Raw genomic sequence first — 18,140 nt, forward strand, 5'->3', positions numbered from 1 at the left:
CCGTGGGGTCTGAAAGCGGCAAACGCCCGGCCTGACAAAAGCCAGACCGGGCGTTGCGTTTAGAGTCCGTACGCTGCGCGGGGCATTTGCATGCCCACACGCGGCGTGGCTCCGGAAGTGCGCGAGTTAGAGGCTGCGAGCAACCTGAACCTTCTCGAAGACTTCGATCTTGTCGCCCACCTTGACGTCGTTGTAGCTCTTGACGCCGATACCGCATTCCATGCCGGCACGTACTTCGGAAGCGTCATCCTTGAAGCGGCGCAGGGATTCCAGCTCGCCTTCGAAGATAACGATGTCTTCACGCAGTACACGGATTGGACGGTTACGGTGCACAACACCTTCGATAACCATGCAACCGGCGATCGCGCCGAATTTCGGCGAGCGGAACACGTCACGCACCTCGGCCACACCCAGGATGTTCTCCCGGACGTCGCTGCCAAGCATGCCGGTGAGGGCTTTCTTGACGTCTTCGATGATGTCGTAGATGACGTTGTAGTAACGCATGTCCAGGCCTTCTTGCTCGACGATCTTGCGAGCGCCGGCATCGGCACGCACGTTGAAGCCGAACAGTACAGCGTTGGAAGCCAGTGCCAGGTTGGCGTCGGATTCGGTGATACCACCGACACCGCCACCGACAACGCGCACTTGCACTTCGTCGTTACCCAGGCCATTCAAGGCGCCGTTCAACGCTTCGAGGGAACCACGTACGTCAGATTTGAGGACGATGTTAAGCGTCTTCTTCTCTTCCTGGCCCATGTTCTCGAAGATGTTTTCCAGCTTGCCGGCGTGAGCACGGGCCAGCTTGACTTCACGGAACTTGCCTTGACGGAACAGAGCCACTTCACGGGCTTTCTTCTCGTCGGCAACCACGCTCATCTCGTCGCCAGCGTCCGGGGTACCGTCCAGGCCGAGGATCTCGACCGGGATAGCAGGACCTGCTTCCTTGATTGGCTTGCCGTTCTCGTCGAGCATGGCACGTACACGGCCGTAGTTCGAACCAACCAGCACCATGTCGCCTTGGCGCAGGGTACCGTCTTGAACCAGGACGGTCGCAACCGGGCCACGGCCCTTGTCGAGACGGGACTCAACCACAACGCCACGGCCAGGAGCCGATGGAGTAGCAGTCAGTTCCAGAACCTCGGCTTGCAACAGAACGGCTTCGAGCAGTTCGTCAACACCGGTACCCATCTTCGCGGAGACCGGTACGAATGGAGTGTCGCCACCCCACTCTTCGGAGGTCACGCCGTGAACCGACAGTTCGCTACGGATGCGATCAAGATCGGCGCCCGGCTTGTCGATTTTGTTCACGGCTACTACCAACGGAACGCCAGCTGCCTTGGCATGCTGAACGGCTTCGATGGTTTGTGGCATCACGCCGTCGTCCGCTGCAACCACCAGGATCACGATGTCGGTCGCCTTGGCACCACGGGCACGCATCGCGGTAAACGCGGCGTGACCCGGAGTGTCGAGGAACGTCACCATGCCACGGTCGGTTTCAACGTGGTACGCACCGATGTGCTGGGTGATACCGCCGGCTTCGCCCGCAGCCACCTTGGCACGACGGATGTAGTCGAGCAGGGAAGTTTTACCGTGGTCAACGTGGCCCATTACGGTCACAACCGGTGCACGGGAAACCGCCTCACCTTCAAACTTCAGGGACTCGGCCAGGGAATCTTCCAGGGCGGTGTCGCTGACCAGGGTCACTTTGTGGCCCAGCTCTTCAGCAACCAACTGGGCAGTTTCCTGGTCCAGTACCTGGTTGATGGTGGCCGGAGTGCCCAGCTTGAACATGAACTTGATGATTTCAGCTGCCTTGACCGACATCTGCTGGGCCAGATCGCCCACAGTGATGGTCTCGCCGATCTTCACTTCACGCACGACAGGGCCGGTTGGGCTCTGGAAACCGTGGGCGTTGCGTTTTTTCAGCTTGGCCTTGCCACGACCACCACGACGGAAGCCATCGCTTTCTTCGTCGGTAGTACGTGGGGCAACGCGTGGAGCAGGCGCCTTCTCTTTGACCGAGGCACGATGCGGAGCGTTTTTGCGCTCGCCATCGCCACCACCACCGCGACGATTGTTATCGTCAGCACGCGGCTTGTCCGGACGACGAGGTTCGTCGCGCTTGCGAGCATCAGCAGCAGGTGCTGGTGCAGCGGCAACCGGAGCGGCCTCACGCACAGCTTCTACAGGAGCGCTAGGCGCGGCGACCGCTTCAGTGGCAGCAGGTTGCGCAGCAGCAGGCTGGCGACGCGCTTCTTCTTCGGCGCGACGCTTGGCTTCTTCTTCAGCCTTCTGACGTGCAGCATTTTCTACTGCGCGACGTTCTTCCAGTTCGCGTTTGCGCTCGGCTTCGATTTCTTCCGGGCTGCGCTGTACGAAGACTTTCTTCTTGCGTACTTCAACGCTGATGCTCTTGCTACCCGCAACACGCAGGGTGCTGGTGGTTTTGCGCTGCAATGTAATCTTGCGCGGTTCTTCCACTTTCGCCTTGTGGCTGCTCTTCAAGTGAGTCAGCAAAGACTGCTTCTCACTGTCGCTCACACCTTCATCGGCGGCGGTGTGCGGCAGACCTGCCTCACGCATCTGCTGCAACAGGCGCTCTACCGGTGTTTTGACCTCATCGGCCAGTTGTTTCACCGTGACTTGCGTCATGCACTTCTCTCCTCAGGCCGCGCCTAGTTACTCGAACCAATGGGCTCGGGCGGCCATGATCAACTTGCCGGCACGATCATCGTCAATGCCGTCGATGTCGAGCAGATCGTCAATAGACTGCTCGGCCAGGTCTTCGCGGGTAATTACGCCGCGCACCGCCAGTTCCATCGCCAAATCCTTGTCCATACCCTCAAGCGAGAGCAGGTCTTCGGCCGGATGGGCGTCTGCCAGCTTTTCCTCAGTAGCGATGGCTTTAGTCAACAAACGATCCTTGGCCCGAGCGCGAAGCTCGTTGACGGTGTCTTCGTCAAAGCCGTCGATGTTGAGCATTTCTTCCAACGGTACGTAGGCAATCTCTTCCAGGCTGGTGAAGCCTTCATCTACCAGCACCTGCGCCAGGTCTTCATCGACTTCGAGCTCTTCGATGAAGTTGCGCAGGATGTCACCGGTTTCAGCTTGCTGCTTAGCCTGGATGTCCGATTCGGTCATCACGTTCAGGGTCCAACCGGTCAGTTGGCTGGCCAGACGCACGTTCTGACCACCACGACCAATGGCCTGAGCCAGATTGTCTGCGCCAACGGCGATGTCCATTGCATGGGCATCTTCGTCAACGATAATTGCCGCCACTTCAGCCGGCGACATGGCGTTGATCACGAACTGCGCCGGGTTATCGTCCCACAGGACGATGTCCACACGCTCACCGCCCAATTCGCCCGACACTGCCTGGACGCGCGAACCGCGCATACCGATGCAAGCGCCTTGCGGGTCGATGCGTTTGTCCTTGGAGCGGACCGCGATCTTGGCGCGCGAACCCGGGTCGCGGGACGCAGCCATGACTTCGATCAGGCCTTCGGCGATTTCCGGCACTTCGATACGGAACAGCTCGATCAGCATTTCCGGCGCGGTACGCGACAGGATCAACTGAGGGCCGCGGTTCTCGGTGCGGATTTCCTTTAGCAGCGCACGCAGGCGCACGCCGACACGGAAGGTTTCGCGAGAAATGATGTCTTCGCGGGCCAGCAACGCTTCGGCGTTGTTGCCCAGGTCGACGATCACGTTGTCGCGGGTGACTTTTTTAACGGTGCCGGAGATGATTTCACCCAGGCGCTCGCGATAAGCGTCAACGACTTGAGCGCGCTCGGCTTCGCGAACCTTCTGCACGATGACCTGTTTGGCGGTCTGTGCAGCAATACGGCCGAATTCGATCGATTCGATCTTTTCTTCGACGACATCACCGACCTTGGCACCAGGATGCGTTTGCGCAACCTTGCTTGGCCAGGTTTCGATGGCCGGATCATCAAGATCGGCTTCTTCGACGACCGTCCAGCGACGGAAAGTCTCATAGGCACCGGTGTGGCGGTTGATTTCCACACGCAGATCAACTTCGTCTTCAAAACGCTTTTTGGTAGCAGTGGCCAGGGCCAGCTCCAGCGCTTCAAAAATCACGTTTGCCGGTACGCCCTTTTCATTGGATACCGACTCAACAACCAGCAGTACTTCTTTGCTCATCGTACGCCTCGCCTTTCGCAAGCCATTGGATCCGCGGGATCCGCGTCTCAGTCAAAACTGGGAATAATGTTGGCCTTGTCGATCATATCGATCGGCAACAGGAACTCATGGTCTTCTACCTGCACCACGACATCCTGTTCTTCTACACCGCGCAGAAGGCCCTGAAAGTTGCGTCGCCCTTCAAAGGGAGATCGCAGCTTGATCTTCACTTGTTCACCGGCAAATTTTGCAAACTGCTCAATAGTGAACAGTGGGCGTTCCATGCCTGGCGAGGAAACTTCGAGGGTGTATTCAACGGAAATTGGATCTTCAACATCCAGCACACCGCTGATCTGACGGCTGACAATGGCACAATCGTCCACCAGCACGCCGCCCTCTTTATCGATATAAACGCGCAACATTGAGTGGCGACCTTGAGCCGAAAACTCAATACCCCAGCATTCATAGCCTAGGGCCACGACCACCGGGGCCAGCAAGGCCTGCAACTCTTCTAGCTTGCTCGACACCTGAACCCCCTCGTGCATGTATGTGCATGCTGTGCAAAATAAAAAAATGGGCGAAACGCCCATCCTTGAAACGCCGTCGAACAGCGGCGTTGAAAGTGTCCAGCTAACAAAAAGCCCCTTAAAAGGGGCTCCGCTAAAACTGGTTGCGGGGGCCGGATTTGAACCGACGACCTTCGGGTTATGAGCCCGACGAGCTACCAGACTGCTCCACCCCGCGACAAAGCTGGGGCGGAAGTATACGACCGATCCCTTACAGGGTCAATGTAACCTTCCACCTACAAGAAAGCCCGCAACAGCGGGCTCTCCTGATAATTGGTACCGAGAAGGGGACTCGAACCCCTACACCCTATGGGCACAACCACCTCAAGGTTGCGTGTCTACCAATTCCACCACCTCGGCAATACAGCGTTTACAACCCTTCTTACTTCTGCTCTTGAGCTGGAGGTACGTCAGTCGCTGGAGTAGCCGACTTTTGCTCTTGAAGCACCGGGACATCATCAGAAGCCGGCTTTGCTTTTGGTACTTCCAACACTGCTGGGTTTGGGAGACCTACTTGAGTCAGCACATGAGCTTTCTCTTTAGCAAAGTAACCTAACCCCAAGCTGGTTATGAAGAAACCGGCGGCAAGTATAGCAGTAAACTTACTAAGAAAGGTAGAGGAACCTTGGCTTCCGAACACAGTATTTGAAGCACCTGCACCGAAAGACGCACCAGCATCCGCACCTTTACCCTGTTGCAACAAAACCAGGGCAACTACGCCCAAGGCAGCCAACAGATGAAAAACGACTACGACTGTTTCCAGCATTTTTTCAGTTTCCCGCGGCGCGACAGATCGCACCGAACTCATCTGCATTCAGGGAAGCTCCACCAATGAGCCCCCCATCGATATCCGGCATGCCGAACAGTTCGACCGCATTGGCCGCCTTCACGCTGCCGCCGTATAGAAGACGCACACCTTGTGCGACTTCAGAATTCTCTGCCGCCAACTGCGCGCGGATGGCTGCGTGCACATCCTGCGCCTGTTGCGGTGTAGCAGTCAGCCCGGTGCCAATGGCCCAGACCGGCTCGTAAGCAATCACTGCCTTTGCAAACGCACCAACACCCAGCTCCTCGATGATGCTGCCCAGCTGACGCGAGACAACTTCAAGAGTCTTGCCTGATTCGCGCTGCTCCAGGGTCTCCCCTATGCACAACACCGGAATCAAGCCACAAGCCTGTGCCGCTGCGAACTTGCGATTGAGTGTCCCATCACGCTCGCCCATCATCTGACGGCGCTCGGAGTGCCCGACAAGCACATAGGAACAACCCGCATCGACCAACTGACTCGGCGAAATCTCACCGGTCAATGCACCTTGCATCGGCTCCACCGCAGAGTTCTGCGCGCCGACCTGGATCGACTTGCCTTTCAGGCCATCAACCACTTGGTTGATATGCAAGCAAGGCGGGAACACCGCAACATCAACACCGCTCGGCAAGGCCAAGTGACGAAGGCCATTGATCAGCTCAGCGACACTGGCGCGGGTACCGTGCATCTTCCAGTTACCAGCTACCATAGTGCGACGCATGCTGTACCTCGTCGGTCAAAGTGGGCGCAGATGTTACCCAACCACATCATCACTGGCAAGCCGAATTCAGGCGCAAACTTCAGTTACCAGTTTTGCCAGGTCTTCGGCATGGCCGCGAACCTGTGTTTCGTCATCGCCTTCGACCATGACGCGCACCAGAGGCTCTGTGCCGGACTTGCGCAACAACACGCGACCACGCCCCGCCATAGCAAGGGTTACGCGCTCGCACGCCTCTTTGACAGCCGGGTGCTCGATCGGGTTTTCGCCGCCGCCAAAACGCACATTGAGCAGCACTTGCGGACATTTGCGCAGCGCCTGGCGCGCTTGGGCCAGACTCTCTTCGCGACGACGCAAGGACAGCAGGACCTGCAACGCAGCGATGATCGCGTCACCTGTGGTGGTGTGCTGGAAGCAGACTACGTGCCCGGAGTTCTCACCCCCCACCTGCCAGTTACGCTCAAGCAGCTCGGCGATCACATAGCGGTCACCGACATTGGCGCGCACAAAGGGAATACCCAGGTCCGCCAAGGCCAGCTCCAGGCCAAGGTTGCTCATCAGCGTACCGACAACACCACCCTGCAGCTTGTTACGCTCGTGCATATCACGCGCAATGATGAACAACAGGTCATCACCATCAACAATCGCGCCCGTGTGATCCACCATCAGCACACGGTCACCGTCGCCGTCGAAGGCAATACCCAAGTCGGCATGCTCGGCCAGGACGGCGGCCTGCAGTTGCTCCATATGGGTGGAACCGCAGTTTTCGTTGATGTTAAGCCCGTTCGGCTGGGCCGACAGCACCGTCACATCTGCGCCCAACTCCTTGAACACGCTCGGCGCAACTTTATAGGTCGCACCGTGGGCGCAATCGACCACAATCTTCAGACCGGCAAAATTGGTGCTGCTCGGCACACTGCTCTTGCAGAACTCGATATAGCGACCGGAGGCGTCGTTGATACGCGAAACCTTGCCCAACTTACTGGATTCAACCACCGTCATCGGTGCATCCAGCAACTCTTCGATCATCAACTCAATCTCGTCAGGCAGCTTGGTGCCCTGCCCTGAGAAGAATTTAATGCCGTTGTCATCGTGGGGATTGTGCGAGGCGCTGATCACAATACCGGCTTCAGCGTGAAAGGTACGCGTCAGGTAAGCGATCGCCGGCGTCGGCATCGGCCCCAGCAACATGACATCCGCGCCTGCGGCAGACAGGCCCGCCTCCAGCGCCGACTCAAACATGTACCCGGAAATACGGGTGTCCTTGCCCACCAGGATGCGGCAAGCGCCCATGCTGCGGAACGCCATACCCGCCGCCCACCCCAGCTTGAGCATGAAATCAGGAGTAATCGGAAATTCGCCGACCCGACCACGGATACCGTCGGTGCCAAAGTATTTTTTAGTCATAAGTGCTCCATCATTCTTATTCGGCTGATTCTACAGCGGCAATCATACGCACTACATCCACGGTCTCGGCGACATCATGCACCCGCAAGATACGCGCACCTTTGGTCACCGCCAGCGCAGCCAGTGCAAGGCCGCCATACAGCCGCTCACCTACTGGGCGATTCAAGGCCAGCCCTATCATGCTCTTGCGCGAAACACCCACCAATAGCGGCCGACCAAGGGCATGCAGGGAGTCCATATGCTTGAACAGGCTTAGGTTGTGCTGCAGGGTCTTGGCGAAACCAAAGCCGGGATCGAGGATGATTTTTTCCTCAGCAATCCCCGCGACACCACACTGAGCAACCCGCTCAGCGAGAAAACCGCTGACTTCGCCGACGAGATCATCATAGTGAGGGCTGTCCTGCATGTTGCCGGGCTCACCCAGCATATGCATCAAGCACACCGGCAGACCTGTCGCCGCAGCCGCATCAAGGGCTCCGTCACGCTGAAGCGAGCGCACATCGTTGATCAGCCCCGCCCCAAGACGCGCAGTTTCGCGCATCACGGCCGGTGTCGACGTATCAACCGAGATGATCACATCCAGCTCACGCGCGATACGCTCGACGATCGGCGCCACCCGCTCCAACTCTTCCAAGGGAGAGACAACGCGAGCGCCAGGCCGAGTCGATTCGCCACCGACGTCAATCAGGGTCGCTCCCGCCGCAACCATGGCTTCAGCATGACGCAAGGCTGCATCGATCTGACTGAAGCGGCCGCCATCGGAAAAGGAATCGGGAGTGACATTGAGGATACCCATAACATGCGTATGGGCCAAATCAAGAACCCGGTTGCCGCAAGGCAACCGGGTGGAGGACAACACAGAAGTCATTTCAAACCTTAGACGTCAGCTGCCGGGCCGCCGATCGGGGTCTCAGGGCGTTCGTTCTGAACCACTGGCGGAGTGCCAGAGGTGCCCGAACCACCTTCCCAATCACGAGGCTCACGTGGAGCGCGACCGGCCATGATGTCGTCGATCTGGTCGGCATCAATGGTCTCGTACTTCATCAGCGCATCCGCCATGGCATCCAGCTTGTCGCGGTTGTCCGTGAGGATCTGCTTGGCGGTGCCGTAGCACTGATCAATGATGCTGCGCACTTCGGAGTCGATCAGCTTGGCGGTTTCGCCGGAGAAGCTGGCGCTTTGACCGCCACCGCCACGACCCAGGAACACTTCACCTTCTTCCTCGGCATACATCAGCGGGCCGAGCTTTTCCGACAAGCCCCACCTGGTCACCATGTTCCGTGCAATCTGGCTGGCACGCATGATGTCGTTGGAAGCGCCGGTGGTGACACCGTCGAAGCCCAGGGTCATTTCTTCAGCAATACGACCGCCGTACAGCGAGCAGATCTGACTGATCAGTGCGCGCTTGGAGAGGCTGTAACGGTCCTCTTCCGGCAGGAACATGGTCACACCCAGTGCCCGACCACGAGGGATGATCGACACTTTGTAGACCGGGTCATGCTCTGGCACGACGCGACCAACGATAGCGTGACCGGCTTCGTGATAAGCGGTGTTCTGTTTCTCTTTCTCGGACATGACCATGGATTTGCGCTCGGCGCCCATCATGATCTTGTCTTTTGCCAGTTCGAACTCTTTCATTTCAACGATGCGCTTGCCGGTACGAGCCGCAAACAGCGAAGCCTCGTTGACCAGGTTGGCCAGGTCCGCACCGGAGAAGCCAGGCGTACCACGGGCAATCACGGCCGGAGCCACGTCGTCGCCCATTGGCACTTTGCGCATGTGTACTTTCAGAATCTGTTCGCGACCACGGATATCCGGCAAGCCGACCACAACCTGACGGTCGAAACGGCCCGGACGCAGCAACGCAGGGTCCAGTACGTCCGGACGGTTGGTTGCAGCAATCACGATGATGCCGTCATTCATTTCGAAGCCGTCCATCTCAACCAGCAACTGGTTAAGAGTCTGCTCACGCTCATCATGACCACCGCCCATGCCGGCGCCACGATGGCGACCAACGGCGTCGATTTCGTCGATGAAGATGATGCATGGTGCATGCTTTTTAGCCTGCTCGAACATATCGCGAACACGGCTGGCGCCGACACCGACAAACATCTCGACGAAGTCAGAACCGGAAATGGTGAAGAAAGGCACCTTGGCTTCGCCGGCAATCGCCTTGGCCAGCAGGGTTTTACCGGTACCCGGAGGACCAACCATCAGTACACCGCGAGGAATGCGGCCACCCAGGCGCTGGAACTTGCCTGGATCACGCAGGAACTCGACCAGCTCGCCTACTTCTTCCTTGGCTTCGTCGCAACCGGCAACGTCAGCCAGGGTGGTTTTCACCTGATCTTCGGAGAGCAGGCGTGCCTTGCTCTTGCCGAAGCTCATAGGCCCGCCCTTGCCCCCTGCACCGCCTTGCATCTGGCGCATGAAGAACATGAACACGGCGATGATCACCAGGATCGGGAAGCTGGCTACCAACAATTGGGTCCAGATGCTTTGCTGCTCAGGCTGCTTGCCTTCGACCACCACGTGGTTATCCACCAGGTCGCCGATCAGACCGTTGTCCTGGATCGCCGGACGAATGGTCTTGAAGCTATCGCCATCGTTGCGTTTGCCGGTGATCACGTAGCCATCAACCGCTACGCGCTCGACCTTGCCATCCTTAACTTGCTGGATGAAGTCGGAATAGTTGAGGGTCTGCGGCTCGTTAGGGCTGGAGAAGTTGTTCATCACCGTCACCAGGACAGCCGCGATGATCAACCACAGGATCAGATTCTTTGCCATATCGTTCAATTAACTACCCTCTGAAGCAAGCTCCGCTACTGGCGCGCGCTTCGCATGATATTCACCGGCCTAACTTACTACATTACCTACAACTCTGGCAGGCGCCGTCTGTAACCCTTTGTGAAACTTTGACTACACAATATTCGTAAAGCTTCGTGACGAAAGCGATATAAAAAAACCTATCGCCCTCCTCGAATTCCTCAAAAACGCTCTTCACTCGCAGCGCCTTCCACCCCGCGGAAGCCGCGGCACAGCAGGTACTGCTCCCGAGACCTGTCCCGGGAAGAGTCAGGCTTACGCGTTTGCACCTTGTCGAACAGCTTGCGGATGTTCTTGTGGTACTCGTCGAAACCCTCGCCCTGGAAGACTTTCACCAGAAAATCACCACCAGGACGCAAAACCCGACCCGCCAAATCCAGCGCCAGTTCACATAGGAACATTGCGCGCGGCATATCAACGGCCGGTAATCCACTCATATTGGGGGCCATGTCGGAAATCACAAGGTCTACCTGCGAATTTCCCACAGCCTCGAGGATCTGGGCGAGTACGGCATCCTCTGTGAAATCACCATGAACAAAGGTCACGTCCGGGATGCTGTCCATTTCCAGGATATCGGAAGCGATCAAGCGGCCCTGCCCGCCAATCAGACGACTGGTCACCTGGGACCAGCCACCTGGGGCGGCCCCCAGATCAATTACGCTCATGCCTGGACGAATCAGTTTGTCCTTGTCCTGGATCTCCAACAGCTTGTAGCTGGCCCGGGAACGGTAGCCGTCCTTCTGCGCCTTTTTGACGTAAGGATCGTTGAAATGTTCTTGTAGCCACTTAAGGCTGGTTTTGGAACGGGCCACGGGCCACCTCGAAAAATAAAACGGGTCGTGATTAACTGGGCGGTCCCGGACTCGCTCGGGTAAACTGGCCGCCGCTTTTTACAAGATCAGACGCAGGGGTCAGATTATGCCGCTCACTCAAGAGCAGAAGAAACAGTACAAATCCATTGGCCACCATCTGAAACCAGTTCTGATTGTGGCAGATAACGGTTTGACTGAAGGTGTGTTAGCCGAATTCGAACGTGCGCTGAACGATCATGAACTGATCAAGATCAAGGTCAACATCCTTGACCGCGAAGCGCGCCTGGCTGCCATTGCAGAACTGTGCAAGGTAGGCAAAGCGGACCTGGTTCAGGTCATCGGCAAGATGGCGCTGCTGTATCGCAAGAACTTCAGCGTCAACAAGCAACTGTCGAACGTACACCGCTTCAAGTAATAAAAAGGGTCACGGGCGTGCTTCGCGCGCCCTGCCACTCCAACCTGGCGCCGGCTGCATCACCAGCACCAGACCGGAAAACCCTAGCACAAGATAGCTGAATAGCTGCCAGCGCAACGCTTCCGGCAGCCAGACATGCACAATGCAATACATTGCACACGCATAAAGTGCCATCAACAGCAGTTGCCCGCGAATATCCCGCCACAAACTTCCCAAGCCCTCAGCCTTGACCAGCACCAACGCCTGGAGCGTCACGCACGCCGCCGCAAAAGCCACCAGCAACGCACTGAGTAATCCATCGATCTCATCGATCAGCAACGGTGCCAGGCCAATCAGGCCCAGCGCCGGCAAAACACCAATGTGCAGCAACCACAGGCCACCCACCCAAAGCATCTGGGAGAGCTGCCAAAGCATGGCGCCCGCACGAAGCGGGCGCCGTCTTTCAGATGTGACGAACTTCAACAATCTCGTACTCGGTCACGCCGCCAGGCGTTTTGACAGACACCACATCACCCTCTTCCTTGGCAATCAAGGCGCGGGCCAGCGGAGAACCGACAGAGATCTTGCCGAGTTTGAAGTCAGCTTCGTCTTCACCAACGATGTGGTAGACCACGCTTTCGTCCGTCTCGACGTTGGCGATTTCCACGGTCGTGCCGAAAATCACCTTGCCGGTCTTCGGAATGGTCGTCACGTCGATGACCACGGAGTTCTGCAGGCGACCTTCGATGTCACGGATCCGCGCCTCGACCATACCTTGCTGCTCGCGAGCAGCGTGGTATTCGGCGTTTTCCTTCAAGTCACCTAGCTCGCGGGCCGTACCGATGTCCTGGCTCAGCTTTGGACGGACGACCTTGGTCAGGTGGGCGTGCTCCTCTTCCAGGGCCTTGAAGCCCTGGACGGTCATTGGGTATTTGGTCATGCCTTCAATCCTGCGTGTAAATCCTGCAAGCGACGCACGGTCTTTTCCGGACCGAACTTGAGCGCTTCGCAGATGGCTTCGCCAGCAGCAATGGTGGTGGTGCAGTAGATCTTGTGCTGCAAGGCGTTACGACGAATGGAGTAGGAGTCCGCGATCGACTGGCGACCTTCGGTGGTGTTGATGATCAGGGTGACCTCGTCATTCTTGATCATGTCGACCACGTGCGGACGGCCTTCCGTCACCTTGTTCACGCGACGCACTTTCAGGCCGGCAGCTTCGATCAGCTTGGCGGTCCCGGCGGTGGCCACGACTTCGAAGCCCAAGTTGATCAGATCACGGGCCACGCCTGCAACCAGTGGTTTGTCATCATCACGCACGCTGATGAACGCAGTACCGCCGGTCGGCAGCACTTCGCTGGCGCCCATCTGGGCTTTTGCGAAGGCTTCGCCGAAGGTATCGCCCACGCCCATGACTTCACCGGTGGACTTCATCTCTGGGCCCAGGATCGGGTCCACACCAGGGAATTTGGCGAATGGGAACACGGCCTCTTTCACGCTGTAGAAGTTAGGAATGATTTCCTTGGTGAAACCAATTTCCTTCAGGGTCTTACCGGCCATCACGCGAGCAGCGATCATGGCCAGGGACACACCGATGCACTTGGAAACGAATGGCACGGTACGCGAAGCGCGCGGGTTGACCTCGATGACGTAAATGTCTTCGCCTTGCAGCGCCAACTGTACGTTCATCAGGCCGACCACGCCCAACTCCAAGGCCATTTTCTTGACCTGTTCACGCATCTCGTCCTGGATGTGCGCCGGCAGCGAGTACGGCGGCAGCGAGCAAGCGGAGTCACCGGAGTGAACGCCCGCCTGTTCGATGTGTTGCATGATCGCGCCGATCACCACGTCGGTGCCGTCGCACACGGCGTCCACGTCCATTTCGATGGCGCAGTTGAGGAAGTGGTCGAGCAGCACTGGGCTGTCGTTGGACACTTTCACCGCATCACGCAGGTAGCGCTTGAGTTCTTCTTCTTCGTAGACGATTTCCATCGCACGGCCGCCCAGTACGTAGGACGGACGCACCACCAGCGGGTAGCCAATCTTGCTGGCTGCACGGATAGCTTCGTCTTCGCTGCGCACGGTGGCGTTTGGCGGCTGGCGCAGGTTCAGGCGTTCAACCATTTGCTGGAAGCGTTCACGGTCTTCTGCACGGTCGATAGCGTCTGGGCTGGTGCCGATAATCGGCACGCCGGCTTCTTCCAGGGCACGCGCCAGTTTCAGCGGAGTCTGGCCGCCGTACTGGACGATCACGCCCTTCGGCTTCTCGACCCGGCAGATTTCCAGCACGTCTTCCAGGGTCACTGGCTCGAAATACAGGCGATCGGAGGTGTCGTAGTCGGTGGAAACGGTTTCCGGGTTGCAGTTGACCATGATGGTCTCGTAACCGTCTTCGCGCAGGGCCAATGCCGCGTGTACGCAGCAGTAGTCGAACTCGATACCCTGGCCGATACGGTTTGGGCCACCGCCGAGGATCATGATCTTGTCGCGGCCCGACGGCGCGGCTTCGCACTCTTCCTCGTAGGTTGAGTACATATAGGCGGTGTCGGTGGCGAACTCGGCCGCGCAGGTGTCAACGCGCTTGTAGACCGGGAAGATCTCCAGCTTGTGGCGGTGGCGACGCAACGCTTTCTCGGTCACACCCAGCAACTTGGCCAGACGCATGTCGGAGAAACCTTTGCGCTTGAGCTTGAACATCAAGTCGCGGTCGATACTGGCAAGACCCAGGGTCTTGACCTTCTCTTCTTCCTTGATCAGGTCTTCGATCTGCACCAGGAACCACGGGTCGATCATGTTCATGCCGAAGATGTCTTCGACCGACAGGCCGGCGCGGAAGGCATCAGCCACGTACCAGATGCGCTCGGCGCCCGGCACGGTCAGTTCGCGCTTGAGGATGCTCATGCTTTCCGGGTTGCTCAGGTCGAGCTTCTCGTCCAGGCCACAAACGCCCACTTCCAGACCACGCAGGGCTTTCTGCAGGGATTCCTGGAAGGTCCGGCCGATGGCCATGACTTCACCGACCGACTTCATTTGAGTGGTCAGGCGTGCGTCGGCTTTCGGAAACTTCTCGAAAGCGAAACGTGGCAGCTTAGTGACGACGTAGTCGATCGACGGTTCGAAGGACGCCGGAGTAGCGCCGCCGGTGATTTCGTTCTGCAGTTCGTCCAGGGTATAGCCGATCGCCAACTTGGCAGCGATCCGCGCAATCGGGAAGCCAGTGGCTTTCGAGGCCAGGGCCGAAGAACGCGATACACGCGGGTTCATCTCGATCACGACCATACGGCCAGTGTCCGGGCAGATACCGAACTGAACGTTGGAACCGCCGGTTTCAACGCCGATCTCACGCAGTACCGCCAAGGAGGCGTTACGCATGATCTGGTATTCCTTGTCCGTCAGGGTCTGCGCCGGAGCAACGGTGATCGAGTCACCGGTGTGCACACCCATCGGATCGAAGTTTTCGATGGAACAGACGATGATGCAGTTGTCCTTTTTATCGCGGACAACCTCCATCTCATACTCTTTCCAGCCGATCAGGGATTCGTCAATCAGCAGCTCTTTGGTTGGCGACAGGTCCAGGCCACGGGAGCAGATTTCTTCGAACTCTTCACGGTTGTAAGCGATACCGCCACCGGTCCCGCCCATAGTGAAGGACGGACGGATGATGCACGGGAAGCCCAGCTTCTCGAGCACTGCGTTGGCTTCTTCCATGCTGTGGGCGATGCCCGAGCGCGGGCAGTCCAGGCCGATGGACTTCATCGCCTTGTCAAAGCGCGAACGGTCTTCGGCCTTGTCGATGGTGTCGGCATTGGCGCCGATCATTTCTACGCCGAACTTCTCCAGGACGCCTTCGCGCTCCAGGTCCAGGGCGCAGTTCAGAGCAGTTTGACCACCCATGGTTGGCAGCAGCGCGTCCGGACGCTCCTTCTCGATGATCTTGGCAACGGTCTGCCACTTGATCGGTTCGATGTAGGTGGCGTCAGCCATGTCCGGGTCGGTCATGATGGTGGCCGGGTTGGAGTTCACCAGGATGACGCGGTAACCCTCTTCGCGCAGGGCTTTACAAGCCTGGGCGCCGGAGTAGTCGAATTCGCAGGCCTGGCCGATCACGATCGGGCCAGCGCCGAGAATCAGGATGCTTTTTATGTCTGTACGTTTTGGCATGGGTTTGTCACTCAAATCCGCAGGTCAGTCGGCAAGCCGTCTTGAACAATCTTTGAAGAGCCTGTGGGGGCCGCCGACATTCGGGGCCGCCCGCAGGCCGCTCAGTCAGCGTCGCTTGGCCATCTCATTGATGAAACGGTCGAACAGCGGCGCTACGTCGTTCGGGCCCGGGCTCGCTTCAGGGTGGCCCTGGAAGCTGAACGCGCTCTTGTCGGTGCGCTCGATGCCCTGCAGGGAACCATCGAACAGCGACTTGTGAATGGCGCGAACGTTGCTCGGCAGGGTGGCTTCATCCACCGCAAAACCGTGGTTCTGGCTGGTGATCATCACGACGCCAGTGTCCAGGTCTTGTACCGGGTGGTTGGCGCCGTGGTGGCCGTGGCCCATTTTCAGGGTCTTGGCGCCGGAGGCCAGGGCCAGCAGTTGGTGACCGAGGCAGATACCGAATACCGGAATCTCGGTTTCCAGCACGTCCTTGATCGCCTGGATGGCATAGTCGCATGGCTCAGGGTCGCCTGGGCCGTTGGACAGGAACACGCCGTCCGGCTGCAAGGCGAGTACGTCGCTGGCAGGCGTTTGCGCCGGCACCACAGTCACGCGGCAGCCGCGCTCGACCAGCATGCGCAGGATGTTGTACTTGACGCCGTAGTCGTAGGCCACAACGTGATAAGGCAGGTCAGCAGCTTCGATGGTCGCATGGCTGTCGGTCTTCAAGTCCCAGACAGTGGAGCGCCACTCGTACTTCTCTTTGACGCTGACGACTTTTGCCAGGTCCATGCCTTTCAGGCCTGGGAAACCTTGCGCTGCGGCAATCGCCGCCTCTTCGGAGATATTGTCACCGACCATGATGCAGCCGTTCTGCGAGCCTTTTTCACGCAGGATGCGCGTGAGGCGGCGGGTATCGATACCGGCGATCGCCACAACATTGTTGGCTTTCAAGTAATCGGACAGCGACATCGTGTTACGCCAGTTGCTCGCAACCAGTGGCAGGTCACGAATCACCAGACCGGCCGACCAGACGCAATCAGACTCGACGTCTTCCGGTGTAGTACCGGTATTGCCGATGTGCGGATAAGTCAGGGTAACGATCTGTTGGGCGTAGGAAGGATCGGTAAGGATTTCCTGATAGCCGGTCATGGCAGTGTTAAACACTACCTCTCCAACGGTCTGACCGTCGGCTCCAATGGCTTCGCCGCGAAAAATGCTGCCATCAGCAAGGGCGAGTATGGCTGGCTTAGTCAAGAAGACCTCCCGTAAATAAAGCCTGAAAGGGCGATCGCAGGTGTAAAAAAGCGGAGTGACGTATGGACACGTCACTCCGCTTATTCACTGAATTATTCTGCGCGCTTTTAGTGAACACACTAAAGCTGTAGCTTACAGAAAAAGGCTTTTTTGGTCCACCGCTAATGAGCCTTAAAGGCAGGGGAATGCGACAGGACGTCGCTTAGCGGGTAAAAACGGGGCCTAAGCATAAGCTTGAGGCCCCGTTTTAGCTACTGATCAGTGCAGATCCAGCACATCGCGCATGTCGTACAGACCAGGCGTACGACCTTCCAACCAGAGCGCAGCACGTACCGCGCCCTTGGCAAACGTCATGCGGCTGGAGGCTTTGTGCGTGATTTCCAGGCGCTCACCTTCAGTGGCGAACAACACGGTGTGATCACCCACTACATCGCCGCCACGCACCGTCGCAAAACCAATGGTGTCACGCGCACGCGCACCGGTATGGCCTTCGCGACCGTACACCGCCACTTTCGACAGGTCTCGGCCCAGCGCATCGGCAATCGCCTCACCCATGCGCAACGCAGTGCCCGACGGCGCATCGATCTTGTGGCGATGGTGAGTCTCGATGATCTCGATATCCGCCTCATCCCCCAGCACGCGAGCAGCCAGATCCAGCAACTTGAGCGACAGGTTCACACCGACGCTGAAGTTAGCAGCGAAGACGACAGGAATATCTTTGCCCGCCTCCACCAATAACTGCTTCTGCTCAGCCGTCAAACCCGTGGTGCCGATCACCATGGCCTTGCCCGCCTTGCGGCAGAACGCCAGGTTTTTCAGCATCACGTCCGGCAGAGTGAAGTCGATCAGCACGTCGAACTCGTCCGCCACCTGCTCCAGGTTGCCGGACAACGAAACGCCGATGCGCCCCAACGAGGCCAACTCACCGGCATCCGCACCAATCAACGTGCTGCCCGGACGAACGATCGCAGCGGTCAGCCCGGAAGCCGGCGAGCGCTGCTGCACCGCCTCGACCAGCGTCTTGCCCATGCGCCCGGCAGCGCCCATTACGGCTATACGTCGCATACTCAAT

The 18,140-nt window shown here is 58.2% G+C and carries 15 protein-coding genes and 2 tRNA genes; 1 reads left to right on the forward strand and 16 read right to left on the reverse strand.

What is annotated here, in order from left to right:
• Positions 1–126: 126 nt before the first annotated feature.
• The 11 genes from infB to rlmE form a co-directional block, all read right to left on the reverse strand.
• Positions 127–2,652: a translation initiation factor IF-2 gene (gene infB, locus ACP7BX_RS21075; protein ID WP_016976824.1), complete on the reverse strand. Its 2,526-nt coding sequence runs from the start codon at positions 2,650–2,652 to the stop codon at positions 127–129.
• Between the two features lie 27 nt (positions 2,653–2,679).
• The gene (gene nusA / locus ACP7BX_RS21080) at positions 2,680–4,161 is read right to left on the reverse strand and encodes a transcription termination factor NusA (protein WP_010206599.1); all 1,482 of its coding nucleotides are present in this window, start codon (positions 4,159–4,161) and stop codon (positions 2,680–2,682) included.
• A 47-nt stretch (positions 4,162–4,208) separates the two neighbouring features.
• Positions 4,209–4,667 (reverse strand): ribosome maturation factor RimP, encoded by a 459-nt coding sequence (gene rimP / locus ACP7BX_RS21085; RefSeq protein ID WP_038843818.1) that lies wholly within the window; start codon positions 4,665–4,667, stop codon positions 4,209–4,211.
• A 140-nt stretch (positions 4,668–4,807) separates the two neighbouring features.
• Positions 4,808–4,884, reverse strand: a tRNA-Met gene (locus tag ACP7BX_RS21090).
• 96 nt (positions 4,885–4,980) lie between these two features.
• A tRNA-Leu gene (locus tag ACP7BX_RS21095) sits at positions 4,981–5,066 on the reverse strand.
• 22 nt (positions 5,067–5,088) lie between these two features.
• Entirely contained in the window at positions 5,089–5,472 is a 384-nt protein-coding gene (secG, locus tag ACP7BX_RS21100) for a preprotein translocase subunit SecG (protein ID WP_010206600.1), read from the reverse strand.
• Positions 5,473–5,476: 4 nt separating this feature from the next.
• Positions 5,477–6,232, reverse strand: coding sequence for a triose-phosphate isomerase (gene tpiA / locus ACP7BX_RS21105; RefSeq protein ID WP_003194193.1), 756 nt, complete (start codon positions 6,230–6,232; stop codon positions 5,477–5,479).
• A gap of 66 nt (positions 6,233–6,298) precedes the next feature.
• Complete coding sequence (gene glmM, locus ACP7BX_RS21110) at positions 6,299–7,636, reverse strand: phosphoglucosamine mutase (RefSeq protein WP_028617970.1); 1,338 nt, start codon at positions 7,634–7,636, stop codon at positions 6,299–6,301.
• A gap of 16 nt (positions 7,637–7,652) precedes the next feature.
• Positions 7,653–8,504 carry a dihydropteroate synthase gene (gene folP, locus ACP7BX_RS21115; protein WP_426130054.1) on the reverse strand — a complete coding sequence of 284 codons (852 nt, stop codon included), beginning with the start codon at positions 8,502–8,504 and terminating at the stop codon, positions 7,653–7,655.
• An 8-nt stretch (positions 8,505–8,512) separates the two neighbouring features.
• The gene (gene ftsH, locus ACP7BX_RS21120) at positions 8,513–10,423 is read right to left on the reverse strand and encodes an ATP-dependent zinc metalloprotease FtsH (protein ID WP_426130052.1); all 1,911 of its coding nucleotides are present in this window, start codon (positions 10,421–10,423) and stop codon (positions 8,513–8,515) included.
• A 200-nt stretch (positions 10,424–10,623) separates the two neighbouring features.
• Entirely contained in the window at positions 10,624–11,274 is a 651-nt protein-coding gene (gene rlmE / locus ACP7BX_RS21125; RefSeq protein ID WP_029298990.1) for a 23S rRNA (uridine(2552)-2'-O)-methyltransferase RlmE, read from the reverse strand.
• 106 nt (positions 11,275–11,380) lie between these two features.
• On the opposite strand from rlmE, the gene ACP7BX_RS21130 reads away from it, so the two are divergent.
• Complete coding sequence (locus tag ACP7BX_RS21130; RefSeq protein WP_010206607.1) at positions 11,381–11,689, forward strand: YhbY family RNA-binding protein; 309 nt, start codon at positions 11,381–11,383, stop codon at positions 11,687–11,689.
• Positions 11,690–11,698: 9 nt separating this feature from the next.
• Here the strand turns inward: ACP7BX_RS21130 and ACP7BX_RS21135 are convergent, their stop codons facing one another.
• The 5 genes from ACP7BX_RS21135 to dapB form a co-directional block, all read right to left on the reverse strand.
• A complete protein-coding gene (locus ACP7BX_RS21135; RefSeq protein ID WP_426130049.1) occupies positions 11,699–12,103 on the reverse strand; it encodes an MFS transporter in 405 nt (134 codons plus the stop codon).
• 28 nt (positions 12,104–12,131) lie between these two features.
• A complete protein-coding gene (greA, locus tag ACP7BX_RS21140) occupies positions 12,132–12,608 on the reverse strand; it encodes a transcription elongation factor GreA (protein ID WP_033898259.1) in 477 nt (158 codons plus the stop codon).
• Entirely contained in the window at positions 12,605–15,826 is a 3,222-nt protein-coding gene (gene carB, locus ACP7BX_RS21145; RefSeq protein WP_038843804.1) for a carbamoyl-phosphate synthase large subunit, read from the reverse strand. Before carB ends, greA begins: the two co-directional genes overlap by 4 nt.
• Positions 15,827–15,931: 105 nt before the next feature.
• On the reverse strand, positions 15,932–17,068 hold the full coding sequence (carA, locus tag ACP7BX_RS21150) for a glutamine-hydrolyzing carbamoyl-phosphate synthase small subunit (RefSeq protein ID WP_033898257.1): 1,137 nt from the start codon (positions 17,066–17,068) through the stop codon (positions 15,932–15,934).
• Between the two features lie 258 nt (positions 17,069–17,326).
• Positions 17,327–18,133: a 4-hydroxy-tetrahydrodipicolinate reductase gene (dapB, locus tag ACP7BX_RS21155; protein ID WP_033898256.1), complete on the reverse strand. Its 807-nt coding sequence runs from the start codon at positions 18,131–18,133 to the stop codon at positions 17,327–17,329.
• Between the last annotated feature and the right edge of the window lie 7 nt (positions 18,134–18,140).

Origin of the sequence: Pseudomonas sp. DWP3-1-3b3, assembly GCF_049896305.1 — a bacterium.
GTDB lineage: Bacteria > Pseudomonadota > Gammaproteobacteria > Pseudomonadales > Pseudomonadaceae > Aquipseudomonas > Aquipseudomonas azotoformans_A.

Coding starts and splice junctions, on each gene's coding strand:
- infB (WP_016976824.1), bottom strand. CDS start 2,652: ATGACGCAAGTCACGGTGAAACAACTGGCCGATGAGGTCAAAACACCG.
- nusA (WP_010206599.1), bottom strand. CDS start 4,161: ATGAGCAAAGAAGTACTGCTGGTTGTTGAGTCGGTATCCAATGAAAAG.
- secG (WP_010206600.1), bottom strand. CDS start 5,472: ATGCTGGAAACAGTCGTAGTCGTTTTTCATCTGTTGGCTGCCTTGGGC.
- tpiA (WP_003194193.1), bottom strand. CDS start 6,232: ATGCGTCGCACTATGGTAGCTGGTAACTGGAAGATGCACGGTACCCGC.
- glmM (WP_028617970.1), bottom strand. CDS start 7,636: ATGACTAAAAAATACTTTGGCACCGACGGTATCCGTGGTCGGGTCGGC.
- folP (WP_426130054.1), bottom strand. CDS start 8,504: ATGACTTCTGTGTTGTCCTCCACCCGGTTGCCTTGCGGCAACCGGGTT.
- ftsH (WP_426130052.1), bottom strand. CDS start 10,423: ATGGCAAAGAATCTGATCCTGTGGTTGATCATCGCGGCTGTCCTGGTG.
- ACP7BX_RS21130 (WP_010206607.1), top strand. CDS start 11,381: ATGCCGCTCACTCAAGAGCAGAAGAAACAGTACAAATCCATTGGCCAC.
- ACP7BX_RS21135 (WP_426130049.1), bottom strand. CDS start 12,103: ATGCTTTGGCAGCTCTCCCAGATGCTTTGGGTGGGTGGCCTGTGGTTG.
- greA (WP_033898259.1), bottom strand. CDS start 12,608: ATGACCAAATACCCAATGACCGTCCAGGGCTTCAAGGCCCTGGAAGAG.
- carB (WP_038843804.1), bottom strand. CDS start 15,826: ATGCCAAAACGTACAGACATAAAAAGCATCCTGATTCTCGGCGCTGGC.
- dapB (WP_033898256.1), bottom strand. CDS start 18,133: ATGCGACGTATAGCCGTAATGGGCGCTGCCGGGCGCATGGGCAAGACG.